The sequence below is a fragment of the Streptomyces mangrovi genome, assembly GCF_900114215.1.
GTDB classification, from domain to species: domain Bacteria; phylum Actinomycetota; class Actinomycetes; order Streptomycetales; family Streptomycetaceae; genus Streptomyces; species Streptomyces barkulensis.
Map to the genome: position 1 here is coordinate 111,360 of NZ_FOSG01000002.1, position 25,066 is coordinate 136,425.

At 72.5% G+C, this 25,066-nt stretch carries 22 protein-coding genes; 11 read left to right on the forward strand and 11 right to left on the reverse strand.

Translation table 11 applies throughout. The features are described 5' to 3' along the window. Positions 1-77: 77 nt before the first annotated feature. The gene (locus BM237_RS03195; protein WP_175540870.1) at positions 78-1,538 is read left to right on the forward strand and encodes a maltokinase N-terminal cap-like domain-containing protein; all 1,461 of its coding nucleotides are present in this window, start codon (positions 78-80) and stop codon (positions 1,536-1,538) included. 28 nt (positions 1,539-1,566) lie between these two features. Then, the gene (glgB, locus tag BM237_RS03200; protein WP_175540865.1) at positions 1,567-4,293 is read left to right on the forward strand and encodes a 1,4-alpha-glucan branching enzyme; all 2,727 of its coding nucleotides are present in this window, start codon (positions 1,567-1,569) and stop codon (positions 4,291-4,293) included. Positions 4,294-4,434: 141 nt separating this feature from the next. Here the strand turns inward: glgB and BM237_RS03205 are convergent, their stop codons facing one another. Beyond that, positions 4,435-5,460 carry an ATP-dependent 6-phosphofructokinase gene (locus BM237_RS03205; RefSeq protein ID WP_093847593.1) on the reverse strand — a complete coding sequence of 342 codons (1,026 nt, stop codon included), beginning with the start codon at positions 5,458-5,460 and terminating at the stop codon, positions 4,435-4,437. Positions 5,461-5,844: 384 nt separating this feature from the next. On the opposite strand from BM237_RS03205, the gene pta reads away from it, so the two are divergent. From pta to pyk, 3 genes are read left to right on the forward strand one after another with little or no spacing between them, the layout of a single operon-like run. Next, complete coding sequence (gene pta / locus BM237_RS03210; protein WP_093847595.1) at positions 5,845-8,091, forward strand: phosphate acetyltransferase; 2,247 nt, start codon at positions 5,845-5,847, stop codon at positions 8,089-8,091. Next, complete coding sequence (locus BM237_RS03215; RefSeq protein WP_093847597.1) at positions 8,088-9,314, forward strand: acetate kinase; 1,227 nt, start codon at positions 8,088-8,090, stop codon at positions 9,312-9,314. The genes pta and BM237_RS03215 overlap by 4 nt, the downstream gene beginning before the upstream one ends. A 53-nt stretch (positions 9,315-9,367) precedes the next feature. Continuing rightward, a complete protein-coding gene (gene pyk, locus BM237_RS03220; protein WP_093847599.1) occupies positions 9,368-10,795 on the forward strand; it encodes a pyruvate kinase in 1,428 nt (475 codons plus the stop codon). Positions 10,796-10,892: 97 nt separating this feature from the next. Here the strand turns inward: pyk and BM237_RS03225 are convergent, their stop codons facing one another. From BM237_RS03225 to BM237_RS03245, 4 genes are all read right to left on the reverse strand, one after another. Then, positions 10,893-12,212: a hypothetical protein gene (locus BM237_RS03225; protein WP_093848077.1), complete on the reverse strand. Its 1,320-nt coding sequence runs from the start codon at positions 12,210-12,212 to the stop codon at positions 10,893-10,895. A 4-nt stretch (positions 12,213-12,216) separates the two neighbouring features. Then, positions 12,217-12,756, reverse strand: a complete 540-nt coding sequence (locus BM237_RS03230; protein ID WP_093847601.1) for a DUF6114 domain-containing protein — start codon at positions 12,754-12,756, stop codon at positions 12,217-12,219. Between the two features lie 106 nt (positions 12,757-12,862). Further along, positions 12,863-13,480, reverse strand: a complete 618-nt coding sequence (locus BM237_RS03235; RefSeq protein ID WP_093847603.1) for a DUF6230 family protein — start codon at positions 13,478-13,480, stop codon at positions 12,863-12,865. A 577-nt stretch (positions 13,481-14,057) separates the two neighbouring features. Continuing rightward, positions 14,058-15,059 (reverse strand): tetratricopeptide repeat protein, encoded by a 1,002-nt coding sequence (locus BM237_RS03245; protein ID WP_093847605.1) that lies wholly within the window; start codon positions 15,057-15,059, stop codon positions 14,058-14,060. A gap of 173 nt (positions 15,060-15,232) precedes the next feature. Between BM237_RS03245 and BM237_RS03250 the strand changes: the two genes are divergently transcribed. After that, complete coding sequence (locus tag BM237_RS03250; RefSeq protein ID WP_093847607.1) at positions 15,233-15,904, forward strand: TetR/AcrR family transcriptional regulator; 672 nt, start codon at positions 15,233-15,235, stop codon at positions 15,902-15,904. A gap of 151 nt (positions 15,905-16,055) precedes the next feature. Here the strand turns inward: BM237_RS03250 and icmA are convergent, their stop codons facing one another. The 5 genes from icmA to BM237_RS03275 form a co-directional block, all read right to left on the reverse strand. Next, complete coding sequence (icmA, locus tag BM237_RS03255; RefSeq protein WP_093847609.1) at positions 16,056-17,756, reverse strand: coenzyme B12-dependent isobutyryl-CoA mutase large subunit; 1,701 nt, start codon at positions 17,754-17,756, stop codon at positions 16,056-16,058. A gap of 118 nt (positions 17,757-17,874) precedes the next feature. Continuing rightward, the gene (locus BM237_RS03260; protein WP_093847611.1) at positions 17,875-18,213 is read right to left on the reverse strand and encodes a DUF3817 domain-containing protein; all 339 of its coding nucleotides are present in this window, start codon (positions 18,211-18,213) and stop codon (positions 17,875-17,877) included. Between the two features lie 47 nt (positions 18,214-18,260). Beyond that, positions 18,261-18,770 (reverse strand): MarR family winged helix-turn-helix transcriptional regulator, encoded by a 510-nt coding sequence (locus BM237_RS03265; protein ID WP_093847613.1) that lies wholly within the window; start codon positions 18,768-18,770, stop codon positions 18,261-18,263. Between the two features lie 103 nt (positions 18,771-18,873). Then, on the reverse strand, positions 18,874-19,164 hold the full coding sequence (locus BM237_RS03270; RefSeq protein ID WP_093847615.1) for an MTH1187 family thiamine-binding protein: 291 nt from the start codon (positions 19,162-19,164) through the stop codon (positions 18,874-18,876). Further along, positions 19,161-19,535: a DUF3817 domain-containing protein gene (locus tag BM237_RS03275; RefSeq protein WP_093847617.1), complete on the reverse strand. Its 375-nt coding sequence runs from the start codon at positions 19,533-19,535 to the stop codon at positions 19,161-19,163. Before BM237_RS03275 ends, BM237_RS03270 begins: the two co-directional genes overlap by 4 nt. Before the next feature lie 84 nt (positions 19,536-19,619). On the opposite strand from BM237_RS03275, the gene BM237_RS03280 reads away from it, so the two are divergent. The 5 genes from BM237_RS03280 (at position 19,620) to BM237_RS03300 (ending at position 23,488) form a co-directional block, all read left to right on the forward strand. Beyond that, entirely contained in the window at positions 19,620-20,258 is a 639-nt protein-coding gene (locus tag BM237_RS03280; RefSeq protein WP_093847619.1) for an AIM24 family protein, read from the forward strand. 189 nt (positions 20,259-20,447) lie between these two features. Next, complete coding sequence (locus tag BM237_RS03285) at positions 20,448-21,098, forward strand: AIM24 family protein (protein WP_093847621.1); 651 nt, start codon at positions 20,448-20,450, stop codon at positions 21,096-21,098. Further along, entirely contained in the window at positions 21,095-21,892 is a 798-nt protein-coding gene (locus tag BM237_RS03290; protein ID WP_093847622.1) for an AIM24 family protein, read from the forward strand. The genes BM237_RS03285 and BM237_RS03290 overlap by 4 nt, the downstream gene beginning before the upstream one ends. A gap of 68 nt (positions 21,893-21,960) precedes the next feature. Then, on the forward strand, positions 21,961-22,437 hold the full coding sequence (locus BM237_RS03295; RefSeq protein WP_093847624.1) for a MarR family winged helix-turn-helix transcriptional regulator: 477 nt from the start codon (positions 21,961-21,963) through the stop codon (positions 22,435-22,437). 184 nt (positions 22,438-22,621) lie between these two features. Beyond that, positions 22,622-23,488: a hypothetical protein gene (locus BM237_RS03300; RefSeq protein ID WP_093847626.1), complete on the forward strand. Its 867-nt coding sequence runs from the start codon at positions 22,622-22,624 to the stop codon at positions 23,486-23,488. A 39-nt stretch (positions 23,489-23,527) separates the two neighbouring features. Here the strand turns inward: BM237_RS03300 and BM237_RS03305 are convergent, their stop codons facing one another. Then, entirely contained in the window at positions 23,528-25,060 is a 1,533-nt protein-coding gene (locus tag BM237_RS03305; protein ID WP_425443645.1) for a sensor histidine kinase, read from the reverse strand. Positions 25,061-25,066 lie beyond the last annotated feature (6 nt).

Consider the following 25,066-nt stretch of genomic DNA (forward strand, 5'->3'; position numbering starts at 1 on the left):
TCCCGCACCGCCGGACAGCCACAGCCGCAATCCGGGACACTCTGCCGTACCTTTCGTGTGCCCGGGGAAAGGACGCCATGTCGGACAGCTCCTCGCCGCGCGCCGCCGTCGTCGCCACGCGCGAGCCGGAGGGCGCGGCGCTGCTGCGTTCGCTCACGCCACTGCTCACCGAATGGCTTCCGCGGCAACGCTGGTTCGCCGGAAAGGGGCGGCCCGTCAGCGGATTCGCCCTCGTCGCCGCCACCGAGCTGCTGCCGTGCACGAGCGGCGCCGCGCCGGGTCTGCTGCACCTGCTGGTGCGGGCCCGCCAGCCCGGCGGGCCGGAGCAGACCCATCCGGTTCCCGCCGACTGCTACCAGCTGCTGCTGGGCGTGCGCGACGCCCTGCCGCCGCCGCTGGCCGGGTCCCTGATCGGGCACCCCGCCGGCGGGCCGCTGGCCGGCCGCACGGTGTACGAGGCCCTGCACGATCCCCGGCTGGCCGCCGTACTGCTGGAGCGGCTGCGCTCCCCCGGCCGGCTGGGACCGCTGCTCTTCCAGCGGGAGCGCGGCACCACGATCCCGCAGGGGCTGCCGCCCAGGCCGCTGAGCGTGGAGCAGTCGAACTCCTCGGTGGTCTACGGCGACAGCCACATCCTCAAGCTGTTCCGCCGGGTCAGCCCCGGCGTCAACCCCGATCTGGAGCTGCCGCTCGCCCTGGCACGGGCCGGGTCGGACCGGGTGCCCGCGCCGGCCGCCTGGTTCGAGGCGCGCACCGGCGAACGCCCCGGCGAGGGCGGTGAGGCGGGGGAACCGATGACGCTGGGCGTGCTCCAGCCCTTCCTGCCCGGCACCAGCGACGGCTGGCAGCTCGCGCTGGGATCGCTGGCGTCGCACGGCGACTTCTCCGGCTCCGCGCGTGCGCTGGGCCGGGCGATCGCCGAGGTGCACACCACGCTGGCGCAGGCGCTGCCGGTGACGGCGCTGGGCCGCCGCCAGCTGGAGTTCATCGCCTCCGGCATGAACGAGCGGCTGGAGGCCGCGGCCGCCGCCGTACCCGCCCTGCGCCCCTACCGGGGGAAGCTGCACACCGTGTTCGACGCCGTCGCCGGACTCGGCCGCGGCGGGCGCTCCTGGTCCGCCCAGCGCATCCACGGCGACCTCCATCTGGGCCAGGCGCTGTGCGCGGGGGACGACGGCCGCTGGTCGGTCATCGACTTCGAGGGCGAGCCCGCCCGTCCCATCGCCGAACGCCGCCGCCCCCAGCCGGTGGTGCGGGACATCGCGGGCATACTGCGCTCCTTCGACTACGCGGCGTGCCAGCACGCCCGGTCCTCCCCCGGCGAGACCGGGTGGGCCCGCGAGTGGTCCGAGAAGAATCGTGACGCCTACTGCTCCGGCTACGCCGACGCCTCCGGCTCCGACCCGCGCGACGAGGACGTCCTGCTGCGCGCGTACGAGACGGACAAGGCCGTCTACGAAGTGCTCTACGAGGCCAGGCACCGTCCCGCCTGGCTCGCCATCCCGATGTCCGCCGTCCAGCGGCTCGCGGACACCTGAACGATTCCGTGCACAGGAGGCCCCTTCCGTGACCCCCCGTCCCGACAGCCGACCGTTCTCCGAAACCTCCCCGCGGCCCGTCCGCACCGGCGGCCGGGACGAGGACGCCGCCCCGGCCGCCTCCCCGGGAGCCGCCGGCCCGAAGGACCCGGCCGGCGCCGCGGACCCCGCCGGGGGGAAGGCCGCCGCGAAGAAGACCGCGGGGAAGAAGACCGCCGCGAAGAAGACGGTGTCCGGGTCCGGCGGGAAGACCGCCGCGAAACGGACGGCCGCCAAGAGGACCGCGACCGAGAAGGTCGTGGCGAAGAAGGCGGTGGCGAAGAAGACCGCCACGAAGGCCGCCACGAAGAAGACCGTGGCCGGGAAGAAGACCGTGGCCGGGAAGAAGGCGGTGACCGGGAAGGCCGCCGCCGGGAAGACGGCGGCGTCCGAGCCCGTGGCCCTGCGCCAGGACGAGCCGCTGAAGGACCATGCCCCCAACTGGCCCGGCGCCCGCCCGCCCGCACCGCGCCGGAGCGACGACGCCCCGGCCGGGCAGGGCGTCGGGCGCGCCGCCGCGCTCGACCCCGGCGAGCGGCAGCGCCTGCTGCACGGCTCCCACCACGACCCGCACACGGTGCTCGGCGCACACCGGGTGCCAGGCGGGGTGCTGTTCCGGGTGCTGCGGCCCTACGCCCGCTGTGTCGCCGTCCTGACCGGGGGCGTGCGGGCCGAGCTGCACGACGACGGGGACGGGCTGTTCTCCGGTGTGCTCCCGTTGGCCGCCGAGCCCTCGATGCCCTCCTACCGGCTGCTGGTGCGCTACGGGGAGGAACCCGGCGAGGACGAGCTGGAGACCGAGGACCCGTACCGCTTCCTGCCCTCGATCGGCGAGCTGGACCTGCACCTGATCGGCGAGGGCCGCCACGAGGAGCTGTGGCGGGCGCTGGGCGCGCGTCCCATGACCGTCGACGGGGTGGCCGGCACCCGTTTCACCGTCTGGGCGCCCAACGCCCTGGGGGTGCGGGTCGCCGGGGACTTCAACTGCTGGGACGCCACGGCCGCCCCCATGCGCTCGCTGGGCGGCAGCGGTGTGTGGGAGCTGTTCCTGCCCGGGGTCGGCGCGGGCGCGCTGTACAAGTTCGACATCACCCGTCCGGACGGCTCCCACACCCTGCGCGCCGACCCGATGGCCCGCCGCACCGAGACCCCGCCGGCGACCGCCTCGATCGTGGAGGAGTCGGCGTACACCTGGCACGACGAGGAGTGGCTGGCGCGCCGCGCCGAACGCGCGCCCCACCAGGCGCCCCTGTCCGTCTACGAGGTGCACCTGCCCTCCTGGCGCCCCGGGCTGACCTACCGCGAACTGGCCGAGCAGCTTCCGGCGTACGTGAAGGACCTGGGCTTCACCCATGTGGAGCTGATGCCCGTCGCCGAGCACCCCTTCGGCGGCTCCTGGGGCTACCAGGTCACCGGCTTCTACGCGCCCACCGCGCGCATGGGCACCCCCGACGACTTCCGGTACCTGGTCGACCGCCTCCACCAGGAGGGCATCGGGGTGCTGATGGACTGGGTGCCCGCGCACTTCCCCAAGGACGAGTGGGCGCTGGCCCGCTTCGACGGCACCGCACTGTACGAGCACTCCGACCCGGCCCGCGCCGAGCACCCGGACTGGGGGACGCTGGAGTTCAACTTCGGCCGCACCGAGGTCCGCAACTTCCTGGTCGCCAACGCCGTCTACTGGTGCGAGGAGTTCCACATCGACGGCCTGCGCGTGGACGCCGTCGCCTCGATGCTCTACCTGGACTACTCGCGCGAGTCCGGCCAGTGGACCCCCAACGTGTACGGCGGCCGGGAGAACCTGGACGCGGTGGCCTTCCTGCAGGAGATGAACGCCACCGTCTACCGGCGCTGCCCCGGCGTGATCACCGCCGCCGAGGAGTCCACCGCCTGGGACGGCGTCACCCGCGCCACCCACCACACCGGGCCGGGCGGCTTCGGCGGGCTGGGCTTCGGCTTCAAGTGGAACATGGGGTGGATGCACGACTCCCTGGAGTACATGGTCAGGGAGCCGGTCCACCGCAAGTACCACCACAACGAGATGACGTTCTCGATGGTGTACGCCTACTCGGAGAACTACATCCTGCCCATCTCCCACGACGAGGTGGTGCACGGCAAGCGGTCGCTGGTGTCGAAGATGCCGGGCGACTGGTGGCAGCAGCGGGCCGACCACCGGGCGTACCTGGGCTTCATGTGGTCCCACCCGGGCAAGCAACTGCTCTTCATGGGACAGGAGTTCGCCCAGGGCGCGGAGTGGTCGGAGGCGCACGGGCCGGACTGGTGGCTGCTGGACCCGGCGTACTCGGCCGCCGGCGACCACCAGGGGGTGCGGGATCTGGTCCGCGACCTCAACCGCGTCTACACCGCCACGCCCGCCCTGTGGGAGCTGGACACCGATCCGGCCGGCTTCTCCTGGATCGAGGGAGGCGCGGCCGACGACAACGTCCTCGCGTTCCTGCGGTACGCCGCCGACGGATCGCCGCTGATCGCCGTCTCCAACTTCTCCCCCGTCGTCCGGCACGAGTACCCGATCGGTGCCCCCGAGGGGTTCCCCGCCTGGCGGGAGGTCCTCAACACCGACACGGCGCGGTACGGCGGGAGCGGCGTGGGCAACCCCGGGCCGCTGAAGGCGGACGCGGCCCCGGCGCACGGCCGCCCGGCCGGCATCGCGCCGACGCTGCCGCCGCTGGCGACGATCTGGCTCGTCCCGGCCTGAGCCGTACGCCGCCGCGGTGGGCGCCGCGCCCGTCGCGCGGCCCCGGCCGAGGGGGCACGCGACGGGCGCGGCGGCGAGGACGGCGGTGCGAATACGGCGGTGGGATCGGCTCCGGTCCCACCGGTCCCCCGGTCCCACCGGTCAGAAGACGGCCTCGGTCTCGTCCATCCGGTCCTGCGGCACCGTCTTCAGCTCGGTGACCGCGTCCGCCAGCGGCGCCATGACGATCTCGGTGCCGCGCAGGGCCGTCATCATGCCGAAGTCGCCGCGGTGCGCCGCCTCCACGGCATGCCAGCCGAAGCGGGTGGCCAGCACGCGGTCGTACGCGGTGGGGGTGCCGCCGCGCTGCACATGGCCGAGGATGACCGGGCGGGCCTCCTTGCCCAGGCGGTGCTCCAGCTCGATGGCGAGCCGGTTGCCGATGCCGGTGAAGCGCTCGTGCCCGTACTGGTCGATCTGCCCCTTCTCGTAGGGCATCGAGCCCTCGGCCGGACGAGCGCCCTCGGCGACGCAGACGACCGCGAACTTCTTGCCGCGCGCGAAGCGCTCCTCGATCATCTTGCACAGGTCGTCGATCTGGAAGGGCCGCTCGGGCACGCAGATGCCGTGGGCGCCGCCGGCCATCCCGGCCTCCAGCGCGATCCAGCCCGCGTGGCGTCCCATGACCTCGACGACCATCACCCGCTGGTGGGACTCGGCCGTCGTCTTCAGCCGGTCGATGGCCTCGGTGGCCACGGTGACGGCCGTGTCGAAGCCGAAGGTGCGGTCGGTGGCGGAGATGTCGTTGTCGATCGTCTTGGGCACGCCCACCACCGGGAGCCCGGCGTCGGCGAGCATCCGGGCGGCGGTGAGGGTGCCCTCGCCGCCGATCGGGATGAGCGCGTCGAGGCCGAGCCTGCCCAGCAGCTCCTCGGAGTTCTGGCACGCCTCCCGCAGCCGGTCGCGTTCCAGCCGGGCCGAGCCCAGGATGGTGCCGCCCCTGGCGAGGATGCCGGAGACGGAGTCGATGTCGAGTTCGCGGTAGCGGCCGTCGAGCAGGCCCTTGAAGCCGTCTTCGAAGCCGATGACTTCGTCGTGCCGGTCGACCACGGCGCGGTGCACGACCGAACGGATCACGGCGTTCAGACCGGGGCAGTCGCCGCCTGCGGTGAGGACTCCGATGCGCATGGGGATCGCTTCTCCTGCTCGCTGCTGGTTCGGGGGTGCGCCGCCGCGATTGTTTCACGCCCTGAACGCATTCCCGCCTTCCGTCTCACATACCGTTCGAGACACGACCGGCACACGGCATCGACGGGCACGGCGGTAGGGTCGAGGTCAGTCAGAGGAACAAGTGCCCGAACGGGTTCTTCCAGGGCTGGTCCGGCTGGTCCCGGCTGGTTTCCGCGGGTTCTGGCGGGTTCTCGCGGCCTCCGGCGGGGTCCCCGCCGGATCTCCGCGGTCCCCCGCGGCCTCTTCGGCCCTCCGGCACTTTTCCGCCACGGCGTGCCCGGGTACCCGACGGGAAGAGCCGGGCCGGTAAGGGCCCGGGCGCGACGAGCAGGGAGAGCACACGTGACGCGCAGCGTGTACGTGACCGGTATCGGTCGCGGGGACGGCCGCCAGGTCGTGGAGCTGGGAGTCATGGAACTCCTGTCCCGGCGGACCGGCCGGGTCGGTGTCTTCCGCCCGCTCGCCCACGACGGCCCCGACCCCATCTACGACCTGCTGCGCAGCCGCTACCGGCTCTCCCAGCCCGCCGGGACCGTGGTCGGGCTCGGCTACGACGAGGCCGTGGCCGTCCTGGCCGACCGGGGCACCGACGAACTGGTGTCCCGGCTGGTCGACCGTTTCCACACCGTCGCCCGCGGCTACGAGGCCGTACTCGTCCTGGGCACCGACTTCGCCGACACCGGCCTGCCCGCCGAGCTGGCGCTCAACGCCCGGCTGGCCAACGAGTTCGGCGCCCCGGTGCTGCCGGTGGTGGCCGGCACCGGCCAGGACACCGACTCCCTGACCTCCGAGATCCGCAACGCCTACCACGCGTACGCCTCGCTGGGCTGCGAGGTCCTCGCGATGATCGCCAACCGGGTCGCGGACGGCGCGGCGGTCGGCGCCGTCGGTCTGGACGGGAACCTGCCGGTGCCGGTGTACGCCCTGCCCGAGGACCCCGCGCTGGCCGCGCCGACCGTCGTCCAGGTCGCCCAGGCGCTGGGGGCGAAGGTGCTCCAGGGGGATCCGGCCGGGCTCGCCCGCGATGTGCGCGGCTTCGTCTTCGGCGGCGCCACGCTGCCGACCTTCCTGCCCGCCCTCACCGAGGGATGCCTGGTCCTCACCCCCGGCGACCGCGCGGACCTGGTCGTCGGCGCGCTGGCCGCCCACTCCGCGGGCTCCCCCGCCATCGCCGGGGTGCTGCTGACCGTCGGGCAGGAGCCCGGCGAGGAGACGATGGCGCTGGCCGCCCGGCTCTCCCCGGGCACTCCGGTGCTGTCGGTGCCCGGCGGGTCGTTCTCCACCGCCGGCGAGCTGATGTCCCTGGAGGGCCGGCTGACCACGGCCAACCCGCGCAAGGCGGAGATCGCCCTGGGCCTCTTCGAGGGCCATGTGGACACCGCCCGGCTCACCGAACTGCTCTCGGTGGTCCGCGGCGACCGGGTCACCCCGATGATGTTCGAGCACGAGCTGATCGAGCGGGCGCGGTCCGACCGCCGCCATGTCGTCCTGCCGGAGGGCACCGAGGAGCGGGTGCTGCGGGCGGCCGAGGTGCTGCTGCGCCGGGGCGTGTGCGATCTGACCCTGCTGGGCGACGAGACCGAGATCCGCAAGCGCACCGCCGAACTGGGCATCGACCTGGGGCTGCTGGGGCCCGAGGAACTGCCCGAGGGGACGGGCGCCTCCGCCCGCGCCGTGGACCCGTACACCTCGCCGCTGCGCGAGCGCTTCGCCGAGCTGTACGCGAAGCTGCGCGCCCACCGGGGCGTCACCCACGAACTGGCCTACGACCAGGTGGCCGACGTCTCCTACTTCGGCACCCTGATGGTCCAGGAGGGGCTGGCCGACGGCATGGTCTCGGGCGCGGCCCACTCGACGGCGGCGACGCTGCGGCCGGCCTTCGAGATCATCCGCACCGAGCCGGACGCCGGAATCGTCTCCTCGGTGTTCTTCATGTGCCTGGCCGAGAAGGTACTGGTCTACGGCGACTGCGCGGTCAACCCCGACCCGGACGCCGAGCAGCTCGCCGACATCGCCGTCCAGTCCGCCGCCACCGCCGCCCGGTTCGGCGTGGACCCGCGGATCGCGATGCTGTCGTACTCCACCGGCACCTCCGGCTCCGGCGCGGACGTGGACAAGGTGCGGCGGGCGACGGAACTGGTGCGCGAGCGCCGCCCGGACCTGCTGGTGGAGGGGCCGATCCAGTACGACGCGGCGGTGGAGCCGTCGGTGGCGGCGACCAAACTGCCGGAGTCGAAGGTCGCGGGGCGGGCCACCGTGCTGGTCTTCCCGGACCTGAACACCGGCAACAACACCTACAAGGCCGTCCAGCGCTCGGCCGGCGCGGTGGCCGTCGGCCCGGTCCTGCAGGGTCTGCGCAAGCCGGTCAACGACCTCTCGCGCGGCGCGCTGGTGCAGGACATCGTCACCACCGTGGCGATCACCGCGATCCAGGCCCAGCACAGCCGGCGTGCCGCGGGCGCGGTGGCCGGCCCGGCGCAACCCACCGAACCCACCGAACCCGCTGAGCCCACCGAACCCACCCAATCCACCGGGTCCGCGCGGTCCACCGGACCGACCGGCCCCGAGGGGAAGGCTGCGAACGAGTGAGAGGCACCCGCGTCCTCGTCCTGAACACCGGTTCCTCGTCGGTGAAGTACCAGCTCCTGGACATGGCCGACGGCTCCCGCCCGGCCGCCGGCCTGGTCGAGCGGATCGGCGAGCGCACCTCGTACCTGCGCCACGCCCCGGCCGGCGGCCCGCGGCGCGAGCGCGAGGAGCCGGTGCCCGACCACCAGGCGGCACTGGAGGCGGTCGCCGGCGAACTGGCCCGCGACGGGCTGGGGCTGGACTCCCCCGAACTGGCCGCCATCGGCCACCGGGTGGTGCACGGCGGGCGCCGCTTCACCGAGCCGACCGTGATCGACGACGCGGTGCTGGCCGAGATCGAGCGCCTGGTGCCCGTCGCGCCGCTGCACAACCCGGCCAACCTGGCGGGCATCCGCACGGCCATGGCGCTGGCGCCGCATCTGCCGCAGGTGGCGGTCTTCGACACCGCGTTCCACACGACGATGCCGGAGTACGCCGCCCGGTACGCCATCGACACCGCCGTCGCCGACGCCCACCGGGTGCGCCGCTACGGCTTCCACGGCACCTCGCACGCGTACGTCTCGCGCAGGGCGGCCGAGCTGCTGGGCCGGGATCCGTCCGAGGTGAACGTCATCGTGCTGCACCTGGGCAACGGCTCGTCGGCCTCGGCGGTGCGCGGCGGGCGGTGCGTGGACACATCCATGGGGCTCACCCCGCTGGAGGGCCTGGTGATGGGCACCCGTTCGGGTGATGTCGACCCGGCGGTGGTCTTCCATCTGGCACGGGTCGCCGGGATGTCGGTCGACGAGATCGACGTCCTGCTGAACAAGCGCAGCGGCCTGCTGGGCCTGTGCGGGGACAACGACATGCGGGAGGTCCTGCGCCGGATGGCGGGCGAGGGGCCGGACGCGGAGTCGGCGAGACTGGCCTTCGACGTCTACGTCCACCGGCTGAAGAAGTACATCGGCGCCTACTGCGCGGTGCTCGGCCGGGTGGACGCGGTGGCCTTCACCGCCGGGGTCGGCGAGAACGCCGCACCGGTGCGGCAGGCCGCCGTCGACGGGCTGGAGGGCCTGGGCCTGGCCGTGGACGCGGAGCTGAACGCCGCGCACGGCGGCGGGCCCCGGCTGGTGTCCCCGCCCACCGCACGGGTGGCGGTGGCCGTGGTGCCCACCGACGAGGAGCTGGAGATCGCCGGCCAGACATATGCGCTGGTGGGCGGCGGCACGATGGAACGGAAGTGAGCCGGCTCACCGCCGGGAACGTTCCGCCGCTGAACAAAAGATAGGATCGCCCCATGCGCCGTTCCAAAATCGTCTGCACCCTGGGCCCCGCCGTGGACTCCTACGATCAGCTCAAGACACTGATCGAGGCCGGCATGAACGTGGCCCGCTTCAACATGAGCCATGGCAGCCACGCCGAACACGAGGAGCGCTACCACCGTCTGCGCAAGGCCTCCCAGGAGACCGGGCGCGCGATCGGTGTGCTCGCCGACCTCCAGGGCCCCAAGATCCGTCTGGAGACCTTCGCCGACGGTCCCGTCGAGCTGGTGCGCGGTGACGAGTTCACCATCACCACCGAGGACGTCCCCGGCGACCGCACCATCTGCGGCACCACCTACAAGGGCCTGCCGGGCGACGTCTCCAAGGGCGAGACGGTTCTGATCAACGACGGCAACGTCGCCCTCCAGGTGATCGACGTGGACGGCTCCCGGGTGCGCTGCATCGTCATCGAGGGCGGTGTGATCTCCGACCACAAGGGCATCAACCTGCCCGGTGTGGCGGTCAACGTCCCGGCCCTGTCGGACAAGGACGTCGAGGACCTGAGGTTCGCGCTGGAGATGGGCTGCGACATGGTGGCGCTGTCCTTCGTGCGCGACGCCGCCGACGTCCGCGACGTCCACCGGGTGATGGACGAGGTGGGCCGCCGGGTCCCGGTGATCGCCAAGGTGGAGAAGCCGCAGGCGGTGGAGAACATGGAGGCCGTGGTCCTCGCGTTCGACGGCGTGATGGTGGCCCGCGGCGACCTGGCGGTGGAGTACCCGCTGGAGAAGGTGCCGATGGTGCAGAAGCGGCTGATCGAGATGTGCCGCCGCAACGCCAAGCCGGTGATCGTGGCGACCCAGATGATGGAGTCGATGATCACCAACTCCCGGCCCACCCGCGCGGAGGCCTCCGACGTGGCCAACGCGATCCTGGACGGCGCGGACGCGGTGATGCTCTCGGCGGAGTCCTCGGTGGGCCAGTACCCGATCGAGACGGTCAAGACGATGTCGAAGATCGTCCAGGCCGCCGAGGAGGAGCTGCTCTCGCGCGGCCTCCAGCCGCTGGTGCCCGGCAAGAAGCCGCGCACCCAGGGCGGTTCGGTGGCCCGTGCGGCCTGCGAGATGGCGGACTTCCTCAACGGCAAGGCGCTGGTCGCCTTCACCAAGTCCGGCGACACCGCCCGGCGGCTCTCCCGCTACCGGGCCGCCCAGCCGATCCTGGCCTTCACCACCGAGCCCTCCACCGCCTGCCGGCTCACGCTGAGCTGGGGCGTGGAGTCCTTCGTGGTGCCGCATGTGGACCACACCGACGACATGGTGGACCTGGTCGACGCCGAACTGCTCAAGCTCCAGCGGTACAGCACCGGCGACACCATGATCATGACGGCCGGCTCGCCTCCGGGCATCCCCGGCACCACCAACATGGTGCTGGTGCACCACCTGGGCAGCGAACAGCGCTGACCGGCCGGCCTCCCGGCCCTTCCTCCGCGGCGCGATGAACGGCGGCGGCCCGCGCACCTCCGGGGGGTGCGCGGGCCGCCGCCGTTCGCCGCGGGCGTCAGTTCTCGTTGTAGAGGTTCATGCCCGGGATGTGCAGGTCTCCGCCGAACTGGCCGGCCTGCCTGACCGACACGTCCGTGAAGAACACCTCGGGGATGTTCAGCGGCGGCGGCGACTCGGGGCTGAAGGTGATCGGGATGAGCCCGAAGAGCTTGCCCTTCAGCTCCTCGGTGTACATCGTCACCGTGCCGTTGCGGATGGTGGAGGTGCTGCCCTTGGCGGCCTTGACGTGCGCGGTGCTGCCGCCGGGGCCCTCCACCAGCTGGTGCAGGTCCCGGATGTCCACCGAGCGGGCGGTGAACTTCAGGACGTTCTTGACCGTGCCATTGTGGGTACGGACCTTGACGATGCCGTGGTAGTCCAGGCCGTGGAGGGCGAGCAGGCTGGTCTCCAGCAGCCACGGGGCGTTGGGCAGCACCGCCTCGGTCTGCTCCTCCTCGGCGTCGGCCAGCGCCTCGGCGTCGTAGGTCGGGCAGGGGAAGGGCTCCTTGCCCGAGGCGTCCGCACCCGGGACGGTCGCCTCGTCCGCCGGTTCCTCGGCCTTCTCGCGCGCCTTGCCGACGGTGTCCTCCACCGTGTCGCCGGCGCGGTCGGTGGTGTCCTTCAGGCCCTTCTCGACGCTGTCGGCGGCGCCCTCGACGGCGTCCTTCACCGGGGTGTCGGAGCCGCCGTCCGCAAGCTCCCCGGACTGCGACGGGCTCGGCGAGGCGGAGGGCTCGGCAGCGGCCTCGGCGCTCTCGTCCTCCTCGTCGTCCGGGGTGAACAGGTCCTTGATGGCCTCGCCGATGCCCAGCGGGTCCAGCGGGTTGCGCTTCTCGGACTCCGAGGGGCTCGGCTCGGGTTCCGGCGTACCGGCGCCCCCCTCCTCCCCGCCTCCGGTGCCGCCGTCGGCCGGGGGCTCGGCGGGTGCCGTGGTGCCGGGCTCCGGTGCGGGGGTGGTGCCCGGCTTCGCCTCCCGGCCGGACTCGTCCCGGCCGGCCCCGCCGTCCCGGCCGTCCCCGCCGTCCCGGCCGGGCTCGTCCTTCTCCGCCTTCCGCCCGCTGTCCTGCTCCACCTCCCTGTCGGGCGCTGTCACGCACGGCCCGTCCCTGAAGGGGTTCTTGGGCAGCGGCTCGGCGAGGGCGAGCTTGGGGGTGAGCCCCATGCCCATGAGCACGGCCGACGGCATGGCGGCCAGGGCTATCGCCTTGCCCGCGGGAACGTGCAGCCGGGTCAGCAGCGGCTTCCTCGGGGCCGCGTGGCGCGGCCCGGTCCTCGTACGCCGGTCCGGCGCGGTCGCGGCCGCGTCCTCCCGGCCTTCCCGGTCCTTCCGGTTCAACTCCTCAGGCGTCACGGTGCGCCCCGTTCTGTCCGTCGTCCGCCCCGGCGGGAGCCGGCTCGACGATGGCCAGGCCCACCTCCTGCGGAGCCTCTTCGGGTGCGGGGCCACCGGGGACCTCCCCGGTCTCCGCGGGATCGGCCGGCCGCTCCTTGCTCTGCACCCAGGAGACGGCCATCGCGCCGCCGATCATCGCCAGCAGGAAGCCGACGAAGAGACCTCCGAGGTTGGAGACCACCAGCGAGACCAGGGCCAGCAGGATGGCGGCGACTCCGCTGAACACCCGGGAGTGCGGCTGGAACCACAGGGTCAGGCCCAGCACGAACAGCAGCACGCCGATGATCAGCGATCCGGAGCCCGTGGTGGTCGCCAGCCGGAAGGACAGCTGGCTCAGGCTGGGATCGGCGTACGGGATCCAGATGATCGGCACGCCGCCCAGCAGCGTCAGCAGTCCCGCCCAGAAGGGGCGCTGCCAGCGCCACAGGCGGAACGACTGCCGCCAGTGGCTGATGCGTTCACGCGCTCCCGGCGACTCGGCACTCATCAGAAAACAGCTCCCTAGGGCCGAACTGTCCATAAAGATCGATGGCACTGGGGGGGGAGGCGGGGGACCGGCTCGGCGGTCCCCCGCCCCCTCTCCGCTCAGTGCGTCAGAAGCACTCGTTCTTGCCCTTGGCGACGTTCAGCGAAAGGCCGGAGAGCTTGAAGGTGCCGGCGCTGGTGGCCCAGGACGTCTGCTTGACGTCGGTGAGCAGGGCCTCGTCGGCCTCCTGGGCGAAGGAGCCCGGAAGCACGGCGTCGCCGTCCTTCAGACCCGGACCCTTGCTCGTGTCGTTCGCCGAGACACCGATGTTGATGTTCTTGAACGTGGCATCGGCGTCGAGCTGGTCGAGGTCGATGTAGAGGTTCTTCGCCTCGACGACCTTGCCGTCGTTGCCCGCGTTCAGCTTCACCGAGACATCGCCGAAGACCGGAACGGGGATCACGACGGACTGGCACAGGCCCCTGAGCTCGGCGCTCTTGAAGGCCGACACGGCGACGGGGACCTTCTTGCCCCCGTGCACGGTGTCGATCGTGCCGTACTGCACGAACCCCTTGCCGTCCAGCCGGTCAACCGAGACCTTCGCCTGCTGACCGGAAACGCTGAACGACGCGGCGAGTGCACCCTGTGCCAGGGCGACCCCGACCGCCGCCGTGGCGGCGACGCTGGGGACCATGACGACGGCGAACCGCTTCCATCTGGTCCCGCCACGAGCCACAGACTCCATGACTTTCCTCCTTCTCGGACGTACATCTCCGGCCCGGGCCGGACCCGGACGGGATGGGAGAAGTGCTACGTCCTCGGGAAGGAGAGCGCCGTTCCCCGGACTCACCTGATTCCGGAGCGCCGGCGATCACCCCCGAGCGACAACCACTGGCCACGCTCTCGCGCAACCTGCCGGACAGGCCCTGCCCTTCGGCAGAGACCCCCCTGTCCGCGGCCGGCGTCACCGACGCCGGCCCACCCGGTGGGGACCCATGGTCCGGCTCTGCCCGGATGTGGTGTGCCGGGCTGCGGACGATGGACCGAGCGTGGCCGATCGTGGTGCATGAGAGGCCGGGGCACAAGGGGCTCGTTACTTGCGAGTAACGGGAAGATGACAGGGGTTGCGCCGAAAGTGATCACACATGCACCCAGGGTTGCCGGAAGAAACGATGGGCGATCGGATCAAACGGACTTTGCGGGACTGAACACCCCAGGCGGCTTACTACGAGTAACAGCGGCCGCGATTACCAAGTTTCGGTAAAGCCGCGGCCGCTGTTGATCGTTATGTCAATAAGTCCCGGACCACCGGAACCGGCAGGTCAGAAGAGCACCCGGGCAAGGGCACCGCGTGCCGCGACCACCCTCGGATCCTCGTGCCCGACCACCTCGAAGAGTTCCAGCAGACGGACGCGGGCGGCCTCCCGGTCGTCCCCCGCCGTACGGCGGACCGTCTCCACCAGCCGCCCGAAGGCGTCCTCGACGTGCCCGCCGGCCAGGTCGAGGTCGGCCGCCCTCAACTGTGCCCGGGCATCGGCGGGCGCCTCGGCCGCCTCCTTGCGCACCCGGGCCGCGTCCAGCCCCTGGACGCGCTGCAGGAGTTCGGCCTGGGCCAGGCCCAGCTTGGCCTCGGTGTTGGCCGGGTCGTCGGCGAGCACGTTCCGGTACGCCTGGACCGCGCCGCCCAGATCCCCCGCGTCCAGCGCGGAGTGGGCGGCCGCCAGCGCCGGGTCCTCCGGAACGACTGGCGCGGCCGGGGCCCGCCCGGCGTCCTCGCCGCCCTCCACGGAGATACCGGTGATGCCGAAGCGCTGCTCGGCGACCTGGACGAGCTGGTCCAGCACCTCGCGCACCTGCTGCTCGGGCGCCGCGCCCTGGAACAGCGGCAGGGCCTGACCGGCCACCACCGCGAAGACGGCCGGGATGCCCTGCACCCCGAACTGCTGGAAGAGCGCCTGGTTACGGTCGACGTCGATCTTGGCGAGGAGGAAGCGCCCGGCGTACTCGTGGGCCAGCCGCTCCAGCAGCGGCCCGAGCTGCTTGCACGGACCGCACCACTCGGCCCAGAAGTCGATGACCACCGGGACCTCGGCGGAGCGCTGGAGCACCTCCTGCTCGAAGTCCGCCTCCTCGACGTCGATCACCAGGGACACCGGAGCCGCTCCGGCCGCTCCGGCCGCTCCCTCCGCACCGGCACCGCCGGCACCGCCCTGCTGCCGTGCGGCCCGGGCACGGGCCTCCTCGGCCTTCTGCTTGGCCTCCCCGGCCGCCTTCACCGCGGCGAGGTCGACCACTCCGCTCATGGACATGTTGCGTGGCTGCATGTGACCAGTCTCCCCCGTTCCCGGACCGTTCCGTGCAGCGTGTCGCACATCGGCGCCGGGTCCCCGTCCGGCGCCAGTGGTTGTCGCGTGATCGCCGCCCGTTCCGGGGGTGCCGGAACCAGCGTTTCGATACGCCCCGTAGCGTAACTCATGGCCCCGGCTACAGTCACCCCATGGCCGATTCCGCTCGACGCACGGGCAGGCCGCGCAGCGCCGCGGCCGACCGCGCGATCCTCGACGCGACGCGCTCGGCGCTGGTCGAGCTGGGATGGGGCGGACTGACCATGGGGGACGTGGCCCTGCGCGCGGGGGTGGCCAAAACCACCCTCTACCGCCGCTGGGCGAACAAGAGCGAGATGGTCGTGGACGCCGTCGCCGTCCTCTTCGACGAGCTGGAGCTGCCCGACCTCGGCAGCCTGCGGGCGGACGTCGAGAGCGTGGTGCTCGCCTTCGCCGCGCTGCTGGAGCGGCCGGAGGCGAAGACGGCCCTGATGGCCGTCGTCGCCGAGGCCACCCGCGACGACGCGCTGCGCGCCCGTATCCGCGCCGCCATCGTGGAGCGCCAGAAGCATCTGGTGGTCGAGGGTCGCCGCCGCGCCCAGGCCCGCGGCGAACTCCCGCCCGACCCGCCCGGCCCGGAGGGCGCCGCCGCGGCGGACCGCGCCGCCGACCTGATCTTCGACGTGATCGCGGGCGCGGTCGTCCACCGCTCACTGGTCAGCGCGGAGAGCGTCACCCCGGTGTGGGCCCGCGCCCTGACCGCCCTGCTGCTGCACGGCCTGCCCTCCGCCGCCGGACCCGCCGGGCCCGCCCCGGGAGGCTCTGGCGGCCCCGTGGACGCCTGACGGCCCCAGACGGCCCCGGACGGGCCTCTGGTGCCCTCCGGCGGGCCTCCGGCCTGCCGTGACAGGCCGGATATCCGGCTCCCGTCCCGGAAGGACGGGAGCCGGACAGGACCGGGCGCGTGGGGCGTGGCCCGCGGTGTACCGGACCGCCTCAGAAACCGGCGGGCTCGGTGTAGACGCCCCACTCGTCGCGCAGCACCCCGCAGATCTCGCCCAGCGTCGCCTCGGCGCGCACCGCGTCCAGCATGGGCTCGATCATGTTGGAGCCGTCCCGGGCGGCGGCCAGCATCCCGTCCAGGGCGGCGCGCACCCGCGCGTCGTCGCGCGCTGCCTTGCGGTCGGCCAGCACGCGCACCTGCTCGCGCTCGACCTCGTGGCTGACCCGCAGGATCTCCAGGTCCCCGGTGACCGAGCCGGTGTGGCAGTTGACGCCGACGACCTTCTTCTCGCCCTTCTCCAGCGACTGCTGGTAGCGGAAGGCGGCCTCGGCGATCTCCCCGGTGAACCAGCCGTCCTCGATGCCGCGCAGGATGCCGGAGGTGATCGGGCCGATGGGGTGCTTGCCGTCCGGCACCGCGCGCCGGCCGCGCTCCCTGATCTGCTCGAAGATCTTCTCGGCGTCGGCCTCGATCCGGTCGGTCAGCGCCTCGATGTACCAGGAACCGCCCAGCGGGTCGGCCACGTTGGCCACACCCGTCTCCTCCATCAGCACCTGCTGGGTGCGCAGCGCGATCTCCGCGGCCTGCTCGCTGGGCAGGGCGAGGGTCTCGTCCAGGGCGTTGGTGTGCAGGGAGTTGGTGCCGCCCAGCACCGCCGCCAGCGCCTCCACAGCGGTGCGCACCACGTTGTTGTACGGCTGCTGGGCGGTGAGCGAGACGCCCGCGGTCTGGGTGTGGAAGCGCAGCCACTGCGCCTTCTCGCTCTTCGCGCCGTACACGTCCCGCATCCAGCGCGCCCAGATCCGCCGGGCGGCGCGGAACTTGGCGATCTCCTCGAAGAAGTCCAGGTGCGCGTCGAAGAAGAACGACAGGCCTGGCGCGAAGGCGTCCACGTCCAGGCCGCGCGAGAGGCCCAGCTCCACGTAGCCGAAGCCGTCGGCGAGGGTGTACGCCAGCTCCTGCGCGGCCGTCGAGCCGGCCTCGCGGATGTGGTAGCCGGAGACCGACAGCGGCTTGTACGCCGGGATGCCCCGGGCGCAGTGCTCCATCAGGTCGCCGATCAGGCGCAGGTGCGGCTCCGGCTCGAAGAGCCACTCCTTCTGCGCGATGTACTCCTTGAAGATGTCCGTCTGGAGCGTGCCGTTGAGGACGGCGGGGTCCACGCCCTGCCGCTCGGCGGCCACCAGGTACATGCAGAACACCGGTACGGCCGGGCCGCTGATCGTCATCGAGGTGGTGACGTCGCCCAGCGGGATGTCCCGGAAGAGAACCTCCATGTCGGCGGCGGAGTCGATGGCGACACCGCAGTGGCCGACCTCGCCCAGCGAGCGCGGGTCGTCGGAGTCGCGGCCCATCAGGGTGGGCATGTCGAAGGCGACCGACAGCCCTCCGCCGCCGGCCGCGAGGATCATCTTGTAGCGCTCGTTGGTCTGCTCGGCGTTGCCGAAGCCCGCGAACTGGCGGATGGTCCAGGTCCGGCCGCGGTAGCCGGTGGGATACAGACCGCGGGTGAAGGGGAACTCCCCGGGCCAGCCGATCCTCTCGAACCCCTCGACGGTGTCGCCGGGCGCGGGGCCGTAGACCGGCTCGACGGGGTCGCCGGAGAGCGTGGTGAAGTCGGCGTCCCGCTTGCGTGCGGCGTCGTACCGGGCCTGCCAGCGGCGGCGGCCCTCTGCGATGGCGTCAGCGTCCATACGCACAAATTTACTAGGACGTCCAAGTATTTGTCGATGGAAGACCGCCCGGTGCGGCGTGGCGCACACGGACGGTCCAGCGGGCCTCGACCGCGGGGCCCCGGGCTCCCGGGAGCCCTCAGACCCCGGCCGGGACGGCCTCGTCGTCCTCGATCAGCGGCTCGACCTCGCGCGACACCTTCCGCTCGACGAAGAACGCGGCGGTGGGGACGGTGCCCGCGAGCAGCACCCAGGCCAGCTTGCCGAACTTCCACCTCGCCTTGGAGCCCAGATCGAAGGCGAAGATCAGGTACAGCACGTACAGCCAGCCGTGGGCGAGACTGACGACGTAGGTGAAGCCCTCGGCGCCGTCCGTCTCCAGCAGGTACTTGCCGATCATGCCGATGACCAGCAGGACCAGCAGGACACCGGTGACGTAGGCCATCACCCGGTAGCGGGTGAGCACGCTCTTCTTCATGCACACGAGCGTAACCGGCGCTCCGCGGGACCCGGCGGGGGCCCGGCTCAGCCCTCCTTGAAGTCACCCGCGGCCACACGCAGCGGCCTGAGCAGCGCGAAGATCTCGTCGCACTCCTCGTCGTCGTACGCACCGAGCCCGAAGTCCATCGCCATCAGGTCGCGGGTGGCCGCCTCGCAGACCTCGCGCCCCCGGTCGGTGATGGAGGCGAGCGTGCCGCGGCCGTCGTTGGGGTTGGGGCGCTTGGCCACCAGACCGGACCTCACCAGGCGGTCGACGGTGTTGGTCACGGAGGTGGGGTGGACCATCAGCCGCTCGCCGATCTTCGACATCGGCAGCTCGCCCGCCTTGGAGAAGGTCAGCAGCACCAGCGCCTCGTAACGGGCGAAGGTCAGACCGTAGGGCTTGACGACGGCGTCGACCTCGGCGAGCAGGATCTGGTGCGCGCGCATGACCGAGGTGATCGCGGCCATCGAGGGCACGGAACCCCATCGCTGCTTCCACAGTTCGTCGGCGCGGGCGATCGGGTCGAACGTCAGGCTGAGCGGCTTCGGCACGGCTACGACCTTACCGGCCGGTCATATCGTGGTCAGCCCCGTCTCAGCACTCGGGCCGCCCGGCGGCGTCGCCGCCGGGCGGCCGGGCGGGGAGGGCCGGCGCTCAGCCCAGGTGCCGCTCGACGGTGGCGACCTTGGAGGTCAGACCGTCGGTGACACCGGGGCGGATGTCGGCCTTCAGCACGAGCGACACGCGCGGCGCCCGGGCCTCGACGGCGGCCACCGCCCGCCGCACGACCTCCATGCACTCCTCCCACTCGCCCTCGACCGAGGTGAACATCGCGTCGGTGCGGTTGGGCAGCCCGGACTCGCGGACCACGCGCACCGCGTCGGCGACGTACTCCCCCACGTCCTCGCCGACCCCGAGCGGGGTGACCGAGAAGGCGACGATCACGCGTCCACCGCCCCCGTACGGGGCCGCTCGTCCCGCCCGGCCCGCTCGGCACGGGCCCGGGCGGCGATCACGCTCGCCTCGGCCTCGCGGCGCAGCAGCCTGTCGGCGTAGAAACCGCCCCCGGGCAGCACCGAGAGCGCGAAGTAGAGCGCGGCGCGGCTCATCGGCCACCTGGCGCGGTTCCAGGCGTCCAGCCAGAAGATCACGTAGAGCACGAAGAGGGCGCCGTGGACGGCGCCCATCACCGGCACCGCGTTGAACTCGGTCGTGCGCTTGAGCACGGAGCACACCAGCAGCAGCAGGAAGGAGACTGCCTCCGGGGCGGAGATCAGCCGGAGGCGGCGGAGCGCTGAAGCGGTCTTGAGGTCCACGGGAGATCCTTTGTGAAGGGATGCACAAGCTCTGCCATTGTGGCAGCCTCCCGCCAAAGGCCCGCGTCCGGGTAGATTCGCACCGTGGCTCAGTTCCGACTCCAAGGCGGCAAGGTCCTCGCCGTCGACCTGGCAGGCGACACCGTCAGGGCCAAGAACGGCTCGATGGTCGCCTACGACGGCCAGATGGCCTTCAAGAAGCTCACCGGCGGCGGCGAGGGCCTGCGCGGCATGGTCACCCGCCGCCTCACCGGCGAGCAGATGGAGATGATGGAGGTGAAAGGGCAGGGCACCTGCTACTTCGCCGACCGCGCGAGCGACATCGCCCTGGTGGCGCTCCAGGGGCAGAAGCTCCATGTGGAGTCCAGCAACCTGCTGTGCGCCGACGGCTCCCTGCGCACCGGCACCACCTTCACCGGGCTGCGCGGCGCCTCCCAGGGCAACGGCCTGTTCACCACCACGGTCGAGGGCACCGGCACGGCCGCGCTGATGTCGGACGGCCCGGCGGTGGTGCTGCGCGTCACACCGCAGACGCCGCTCCAGGTGGACCCGGGGGCATACGTGGCCCACACCGGAGGCCTGCGGCAGGAGTTCCAGACGGGCGTGAACTTCCGGACCTTCATGGGCGAGGGGTCGGGCGAGTCCTTCCAGATCCGCTTCGAGGGCGAGGGGCTGGTCTACGTCCAGCCCAGCGAGCGGAACACGATCGGCGGTGACGTCTAGCCGTGAGCGACGCACGTGCGGCCACCGGCCCGCAGACCACCACCGAACCCGCACCCGCCCGCCGCACGGGCGGAGAAGCGAACGGAGAAACACCGTGAGCGACGCACGTGCGGCCACCGGCCCGCAGACCACCACCAAACCCGCACCCGCCCGCCGCACGGGCGGAGAAGCTCACGAAGGGGGTGCTTGATGCCGTTCCGGGAGATCGGTTCCAAGATGGTCGAGGCCCGGGTGGCGCCCGGGCAGCGGATGTTCAGCCAGCGCGGCGCGATGATCGCCTACAAGGGCGAGGTCTCCTTCACGCCCAGCATCCAGGGCGGCCAGGGCGGCATCGGCTCGATGATCGGGCGGCGGCTGGCCGGCGAGGCGGCTCCGCTGATGACGGTCGAGGGTGACGGCACGGTGCTGTTCGGCCACGGCGGCCACCACGTCGAGGTGGTCGAACTGTCCGGCGACACCCTCTACGTGGAGGCCGACCGGTTGCTCGCGTTCGACGGGACGCTGGAGCAGGGCACGATGTTCATGGGCTCCCAGGGCGGGGTCATGGGCATGGTGCGCGGCCAGGTGACCGGGCAGGGGCTGTTCACCACGACGCTCTCCGGGCACGGCTCGGTGGCCGTGATGGCCCACGGCGGGGTGATCCGGCTCCCGATCGCTCCGGGCCGCCCCGTCCACGTCGACCCGCAGGCGTACGTCGCCCACCACGGGGACGTACGGAACAAGCTCTCCACGGCGCTCGGCTGGCGGGACATGATCGGGCGCGGCTCGGGCGAGGCGTTCCAGCTGGAGCTGTCCGGGCAGGGCGAGGTGTTCGTACAGGCCAGCGAGGAGAAGCTTTGAACGGTCCGATCGTCCACGACGCCCACACGCTGCCGTCGAACGACAACGTCAACCCCTACGCGTTCTGCGTCGACCTGTCGGGCCGGTGGTTCCTGCAGAAGGGGAAGATGATCGCCTACTACGGGCAGATCACCTTCAACGGCATCGGCCACGGCCCCCTGGACCGGCTGGTCGCCACCAGCTTCCACTCCCCGCTGCACGCCTCGGACTGGGTGGTCGCCGAGGGCAAGGGCAGGATGCTGCTCGCCGACCGCGCCTTCGACGTCAACTCCTACGACCTCGACGACGGCAACCTCACCATCCGCTCGGGCAACCTGCTGGCCTTCGAGCCGAGCCTGGCGCTGAAGCAGTCCATCGTCCCCGGTTTCGTGACCCTGCTGGGGACGGGGAAGTTCGTGGCGGCCTCCAACGGCGAGGTGCACTTCGTGGAGCCGCCGGTCCGGGTCGATCCGCAGGCGCTGGTCGGCTGGGCGGACTGCCCCTCGCCCTGCCACCACTACGACCACCAGTACATGCGCGGCGTGCTCGGCGGACTGCGGGCGATGACCGGGATCGGCGGCGTCTCCGGCGAGGAGCACCAGTTCGACTTCACCGGTGCGGGCACGGTGCTGATCCAGTCGACCGAGGTGCTGATGGCGGAGCGGGACACCGGCGCGCCCCCGCCGTCGCAGCCGGGCGTCCCCGGCGCGGGCGGCGGGCAGGGCGGCCACGGCGGGCAGGGCAGGCACGGCGGGCAGCAGATGCCGCAACTCCCGGGGCAGTTGGGCGACATCCAGCGCCGCTTCGGGTTGTGACCGGATCACTTCCCTCGGTGAGAGGCCTCGGTGAGAGCGCTCCCGGTCGCCGGGTAGAGTCCAACGGCATGGAGAGCGACAAGGAAACCCGCTGGCTGAGCGGAGAGGAGCAGCGTGCCTGGCGCGTCCACCTCGACGTCAACAGGCTCCTCACGCACCAACTGGAGCGGGATCTCCAGCCGTTCGGGCTGACCATGAACGACTACGAGATCCTGGTGAACCTCTCCGAGTCGGACGACCACCGGATGCGGATGAGCGATCTGGCCGCCGCCACCCTGCAGTCCAAGAGCCGTCTGTCCCACCAGATCACCCGCATGGAGAAGGCCGGGCTGGTGCGCCGGGAGAACTGCGAGTCCGACAGGCGCGGGCTGTTCGCGGTACTGACCGAGCACGGCTGGAGGACGATGCGCGAGGTGGCGCCGCACCATGTCGCCTCCGTGCGGCGCCACTTCATCGATCTGCTCCCGCCCGGGGCGCTCGACGGACTGCACGGTTCGCTGGTGCCGGTCGCCGAGCATCTGCGGTCGCTGCGCGGGCGCGGCTGAGGCACCCCGCCGAACCCCCGCGCCCCGGGGGGAGTTCTTGGGGGATGATGAGGGCGACCCGCTCAACTGCCGTGACGGACAAGACGCGGCGGGTCCGCGGCTGACCGGCCCTTTCCGGGGGAGCGCTGGACCGGACGAGCGGGAGGGTCCTCTGCCGCCGGACCCGCGCCAGAGGTGACCTCCGATGAGCCAGCCACCACCGGGCCAGCCCCCGCACGACGGCTTCGGCCCCCCGCAGTATCCGGGCGGACAGCCGCAGCAGCCGCAGCAGCCGCAGCAGCAGCCCCAACAGCCGCCGCCCCCGCCGCAGGCCGGGCCGTCGCAGGCGCCACCGCCGGGTTACGGCGGCCCGGCGGCGTACCCCCAGGGCGGGCAGTCCGGCTACGCCTACCCCCAGGGCGGGCAGCCGCCCCAGCAGCCCTACGGGCAGCCCAACCCGTACGCCGCCTATCCGCCGCCCCCGCAGGGAGGCGGGCCGAAGGGCGCGAAGGGCAGGGCGGCCCTCATCGTCGGTGGCGCCGTGGTGGCGCTCGCCCTCATCGGCGGCGGGGTCTATCTGGCGGTCGACGACGGCGAGCCCGGCGCCGCCGCCACCGTGAGCCCGTCCCCGAGCGCCTCCTCCGAACCGGCGCAGGAGACGGAGGAGCCGGTGGAGCCGACCCCCGAGGAGACGGCGGAGGATCCGCTCGACGACTACGAGCCCACCGACGAACCGGCCGGGGAGCCGCCCGCCGGGAACGACTTCAGGGGACAGTGGCAGGGCGAGGGCGCCAGGACGCTGACCGTGGGCAAGGCGTTCGAGAGCGGGGAGGCCGAGGGGAAGAACTCGGTCTCCTGGATCGAGTTCGGCGGCGACGGCATATGCGTGGGGATCGGCGAGAACCAGAGCCGCGGCTACCGGATGGCGCTCAAGTGCGGCGAGGGTGACGACGAGGAGTACATCGCCGGCACCGCCAGCAAGACCTCGGACGGCGAGAGCATCAAGATCAAGTGGGACGACGGGGGCGGGACCGACACCCTCGACTGGATCGGCGACGACAACCTCCGGTGAACCTCCCGTACCCCCCGGAGCCTTCCGGCCTCGCCCGGGCTACCCGGCCCGCCCGGGCGAGGCCGGGGCCGCGGCGGGCAGCCGCAGGGTGAACAGGGCGCCGCCCTCGGCCGCCCGGCCGGCGGTGAGGCCGCCGCCGTGCCGGGCCGCCACGTCGCGGGCGATGGCCAGCCCCAGCCCGGCGCCGCCCTCGTCCCGGCTGCGCGCGTCGTCCAGCCGTACGAACCGTTCGAAGATCCGCTCCCGCTCCTCCTCCGGCACCCCGGCGCCGTCGTCGGCGACCTCCAGCACGGCCTGCCCGTGTTCACGGGCCACTCGCACCCGGATGCGGGAGGCCGCGTGGCGCCGGGCGTTGTCCAGGAGGTTGCCGAGCACCCGGGCGAGCTGGCCGCGCGAGCCCGTCACCTCCACCGGTTCCCCGTCCTCCCCGCCACCGCCGTAACCCCCGTCACCCCCGTCCTCCAGGACGACCGTGATCCGGTCCCCGGTGCGCTGCGCCAGCTCCTCCCGCACCAGCGCGTACAGGTCCACCCGCGCCTCCCCGGGGCGCTCCCCGGCGTCCAGGCGGGCCAGCAGCAGCAGATCGGCGGCCAGCGCCTGCAGCCGTACGGTGTCGTGGACCGCGCCGTCGATGTCGAGCAGCCCGGGGTGGGCGGCGGCGACCTCCAGCTGGGTGCGCAGGGAGGCGATCGGACTGCGCAGTTCGTGCGAGGCGTCGGCGACGAAGCGGCGCTGCCGCTCGACGGACGCCTCCAGGACGCTCAGGGTCTCGTTGGTGGTCCGCGCCAGGCGTGCCACCTCGTCGCGGGAGGGTGGCTCGGGTACGCGCCGGGACAGGTCGGTGCCGGCCGCGATGGCCGCCATCTCCCGCCGGATGCCCTCCACCGGGCGCAGCGCGCCCCGGGTGACCAGCCAGGTGACGCCTCCGACGACGGCGAGCAGCGCGGGCAGCCCGGCGAGCATGGTGCCGGTGACGGTCGAGACGGCCTCCTCCTGCTCGGCGAGGGAGGCGCCGGCGTAGACGGTGACGGGGACGCGGTCGCGGGTGACACTCTGCACGGCGACCAGGCGGAAGGCCTGCGTCGTCACCGCCCGGGAGCGGTCGTAGGTCACCTCGCCGTCCCCGTCCACGGGCAGGGCGACGGTCCGGGTGACGCTGTTGCGGTCCACCGCGACGGGCTCGTCGGACGGCGCCGGGGTGGTGCCGTCGTCGCGGTCGTCGTCGCGGTCATCGTCATCGTCCCGGTCATCGTCCCGGTCGTCGTCCCGGTCGTCGTCCCGGTCGTCGTCACTGCCGCCGCCGTCCTCCGGGGAGGGCGTGACGGGCGCCTGCCGGGGCTCGTCCGGCCTGTTGAAGTCGGCCACGGGCCCGCGTCCGCGCAGTGGGTCGCCGGCTCCGAGCACCTCGCCGGAGGCGTCCACGACCTGCACCGGCTCGTCGTCCGCCAGCGCCTCCACTCCTCCCACCTCGGCCGCCGGCACGTCGGCGACCCCGGCGGCGACCTCACGGGCGGTGGTCTCGGCGTGCAGCCGGGCGTTCTCGGTGAGCCCCCCGCGGAGCACCTCGACCACCGCGAT

Excerpts from the sequence above, each read along its gene's own strand:
- BM237_RS03195 (WP_175540870.1), top strand. The coding sequence starts at position 78 with ATGTCGGACAGCTCCTCGCCGCGCGCCGCCGTCGTCGCCACGCGCGAG.
- BM237_RS03205 (WP_093847593.1), bottom strand. The coding sequence starts at position 5,460 with ATGCGCATCGGAGTCCTCACCGCAGGCGGCGACTGCCCCGGTCTGAAC.
- pyk (WP_093847599.1), top strand. The coding sequence starts at position 9,368 with ATGCGCCGTTCCAAAATCGTCTGCACCCTGGGCCCCGCCGTGGACTCC.
- BM237_RS03230 (WP_093847601.1), bottom strand. The coding sequence starts at position 12,756 with ATGAGTGCCGAGTCGCCGGGAGCGCGTGAACGCATCAGCCACTGGCGG.
- BM237_RS03235 (WP_093847603.1), bottom strand. The coding sequence starts at position 13,480 with ATGGAGTCTGTGGCTCGTGGCGGGACCAGATGGAAGCGGTTCGCCGTC.
- BM237_RS03245 (WP_093847605.1), bottom strand. The coding sequence starts at position 15,059 with ATGCAGCCACGCAACATGTCCATGAGCGGAGTGGTCGACCTCGCCGCG.
- BM237_RS03250 (WP_093847607.1), top strand. The coding sequence starts at position 15,233 with ATGGCCGATTCCGCTCGACGCACGGGCAGGCCGCGCAGCGCCGCGGCC.
- icmA (WP_093847609.1), bottom strand. The coding sequence starts at position 17,756 with ATGGACGCTGACGCCATCGCAGAGGGCCGCCGCCGCTGGCAGGCCCGG.
- BM237_RS03260 (WP_093847611.1), bottom strand. The coding sequence starts at position 18,213 with ATGAAGAAGAGCGTGCTCACCCGCTACCGGGTGATGGCCTACGTCACC.
- BM237_RS03285 (WP_093847621.1), top strand. The coding sequence starts at position 20,448 with ATGCCGTTCCGGGAGATCGGTTCCAAGATGGTCGAGGCCCGGGTGGCG.
- BM237_RS03295 (WP_093847624.1), top strand. The coding sequence starts at position 21,961 with ATGGAGAGCGACAAGGAAACCCGCTGGCTGAGCGGAGAGGAGCAGCGT.
- BM237_RS03300 (WP_093847626.1), top strand. The coding sequence starts at position 22,622 with ATGAGCCAGCCACCACCGGGCCAGCCCCCGCACGACGGCTTCGGCCCC.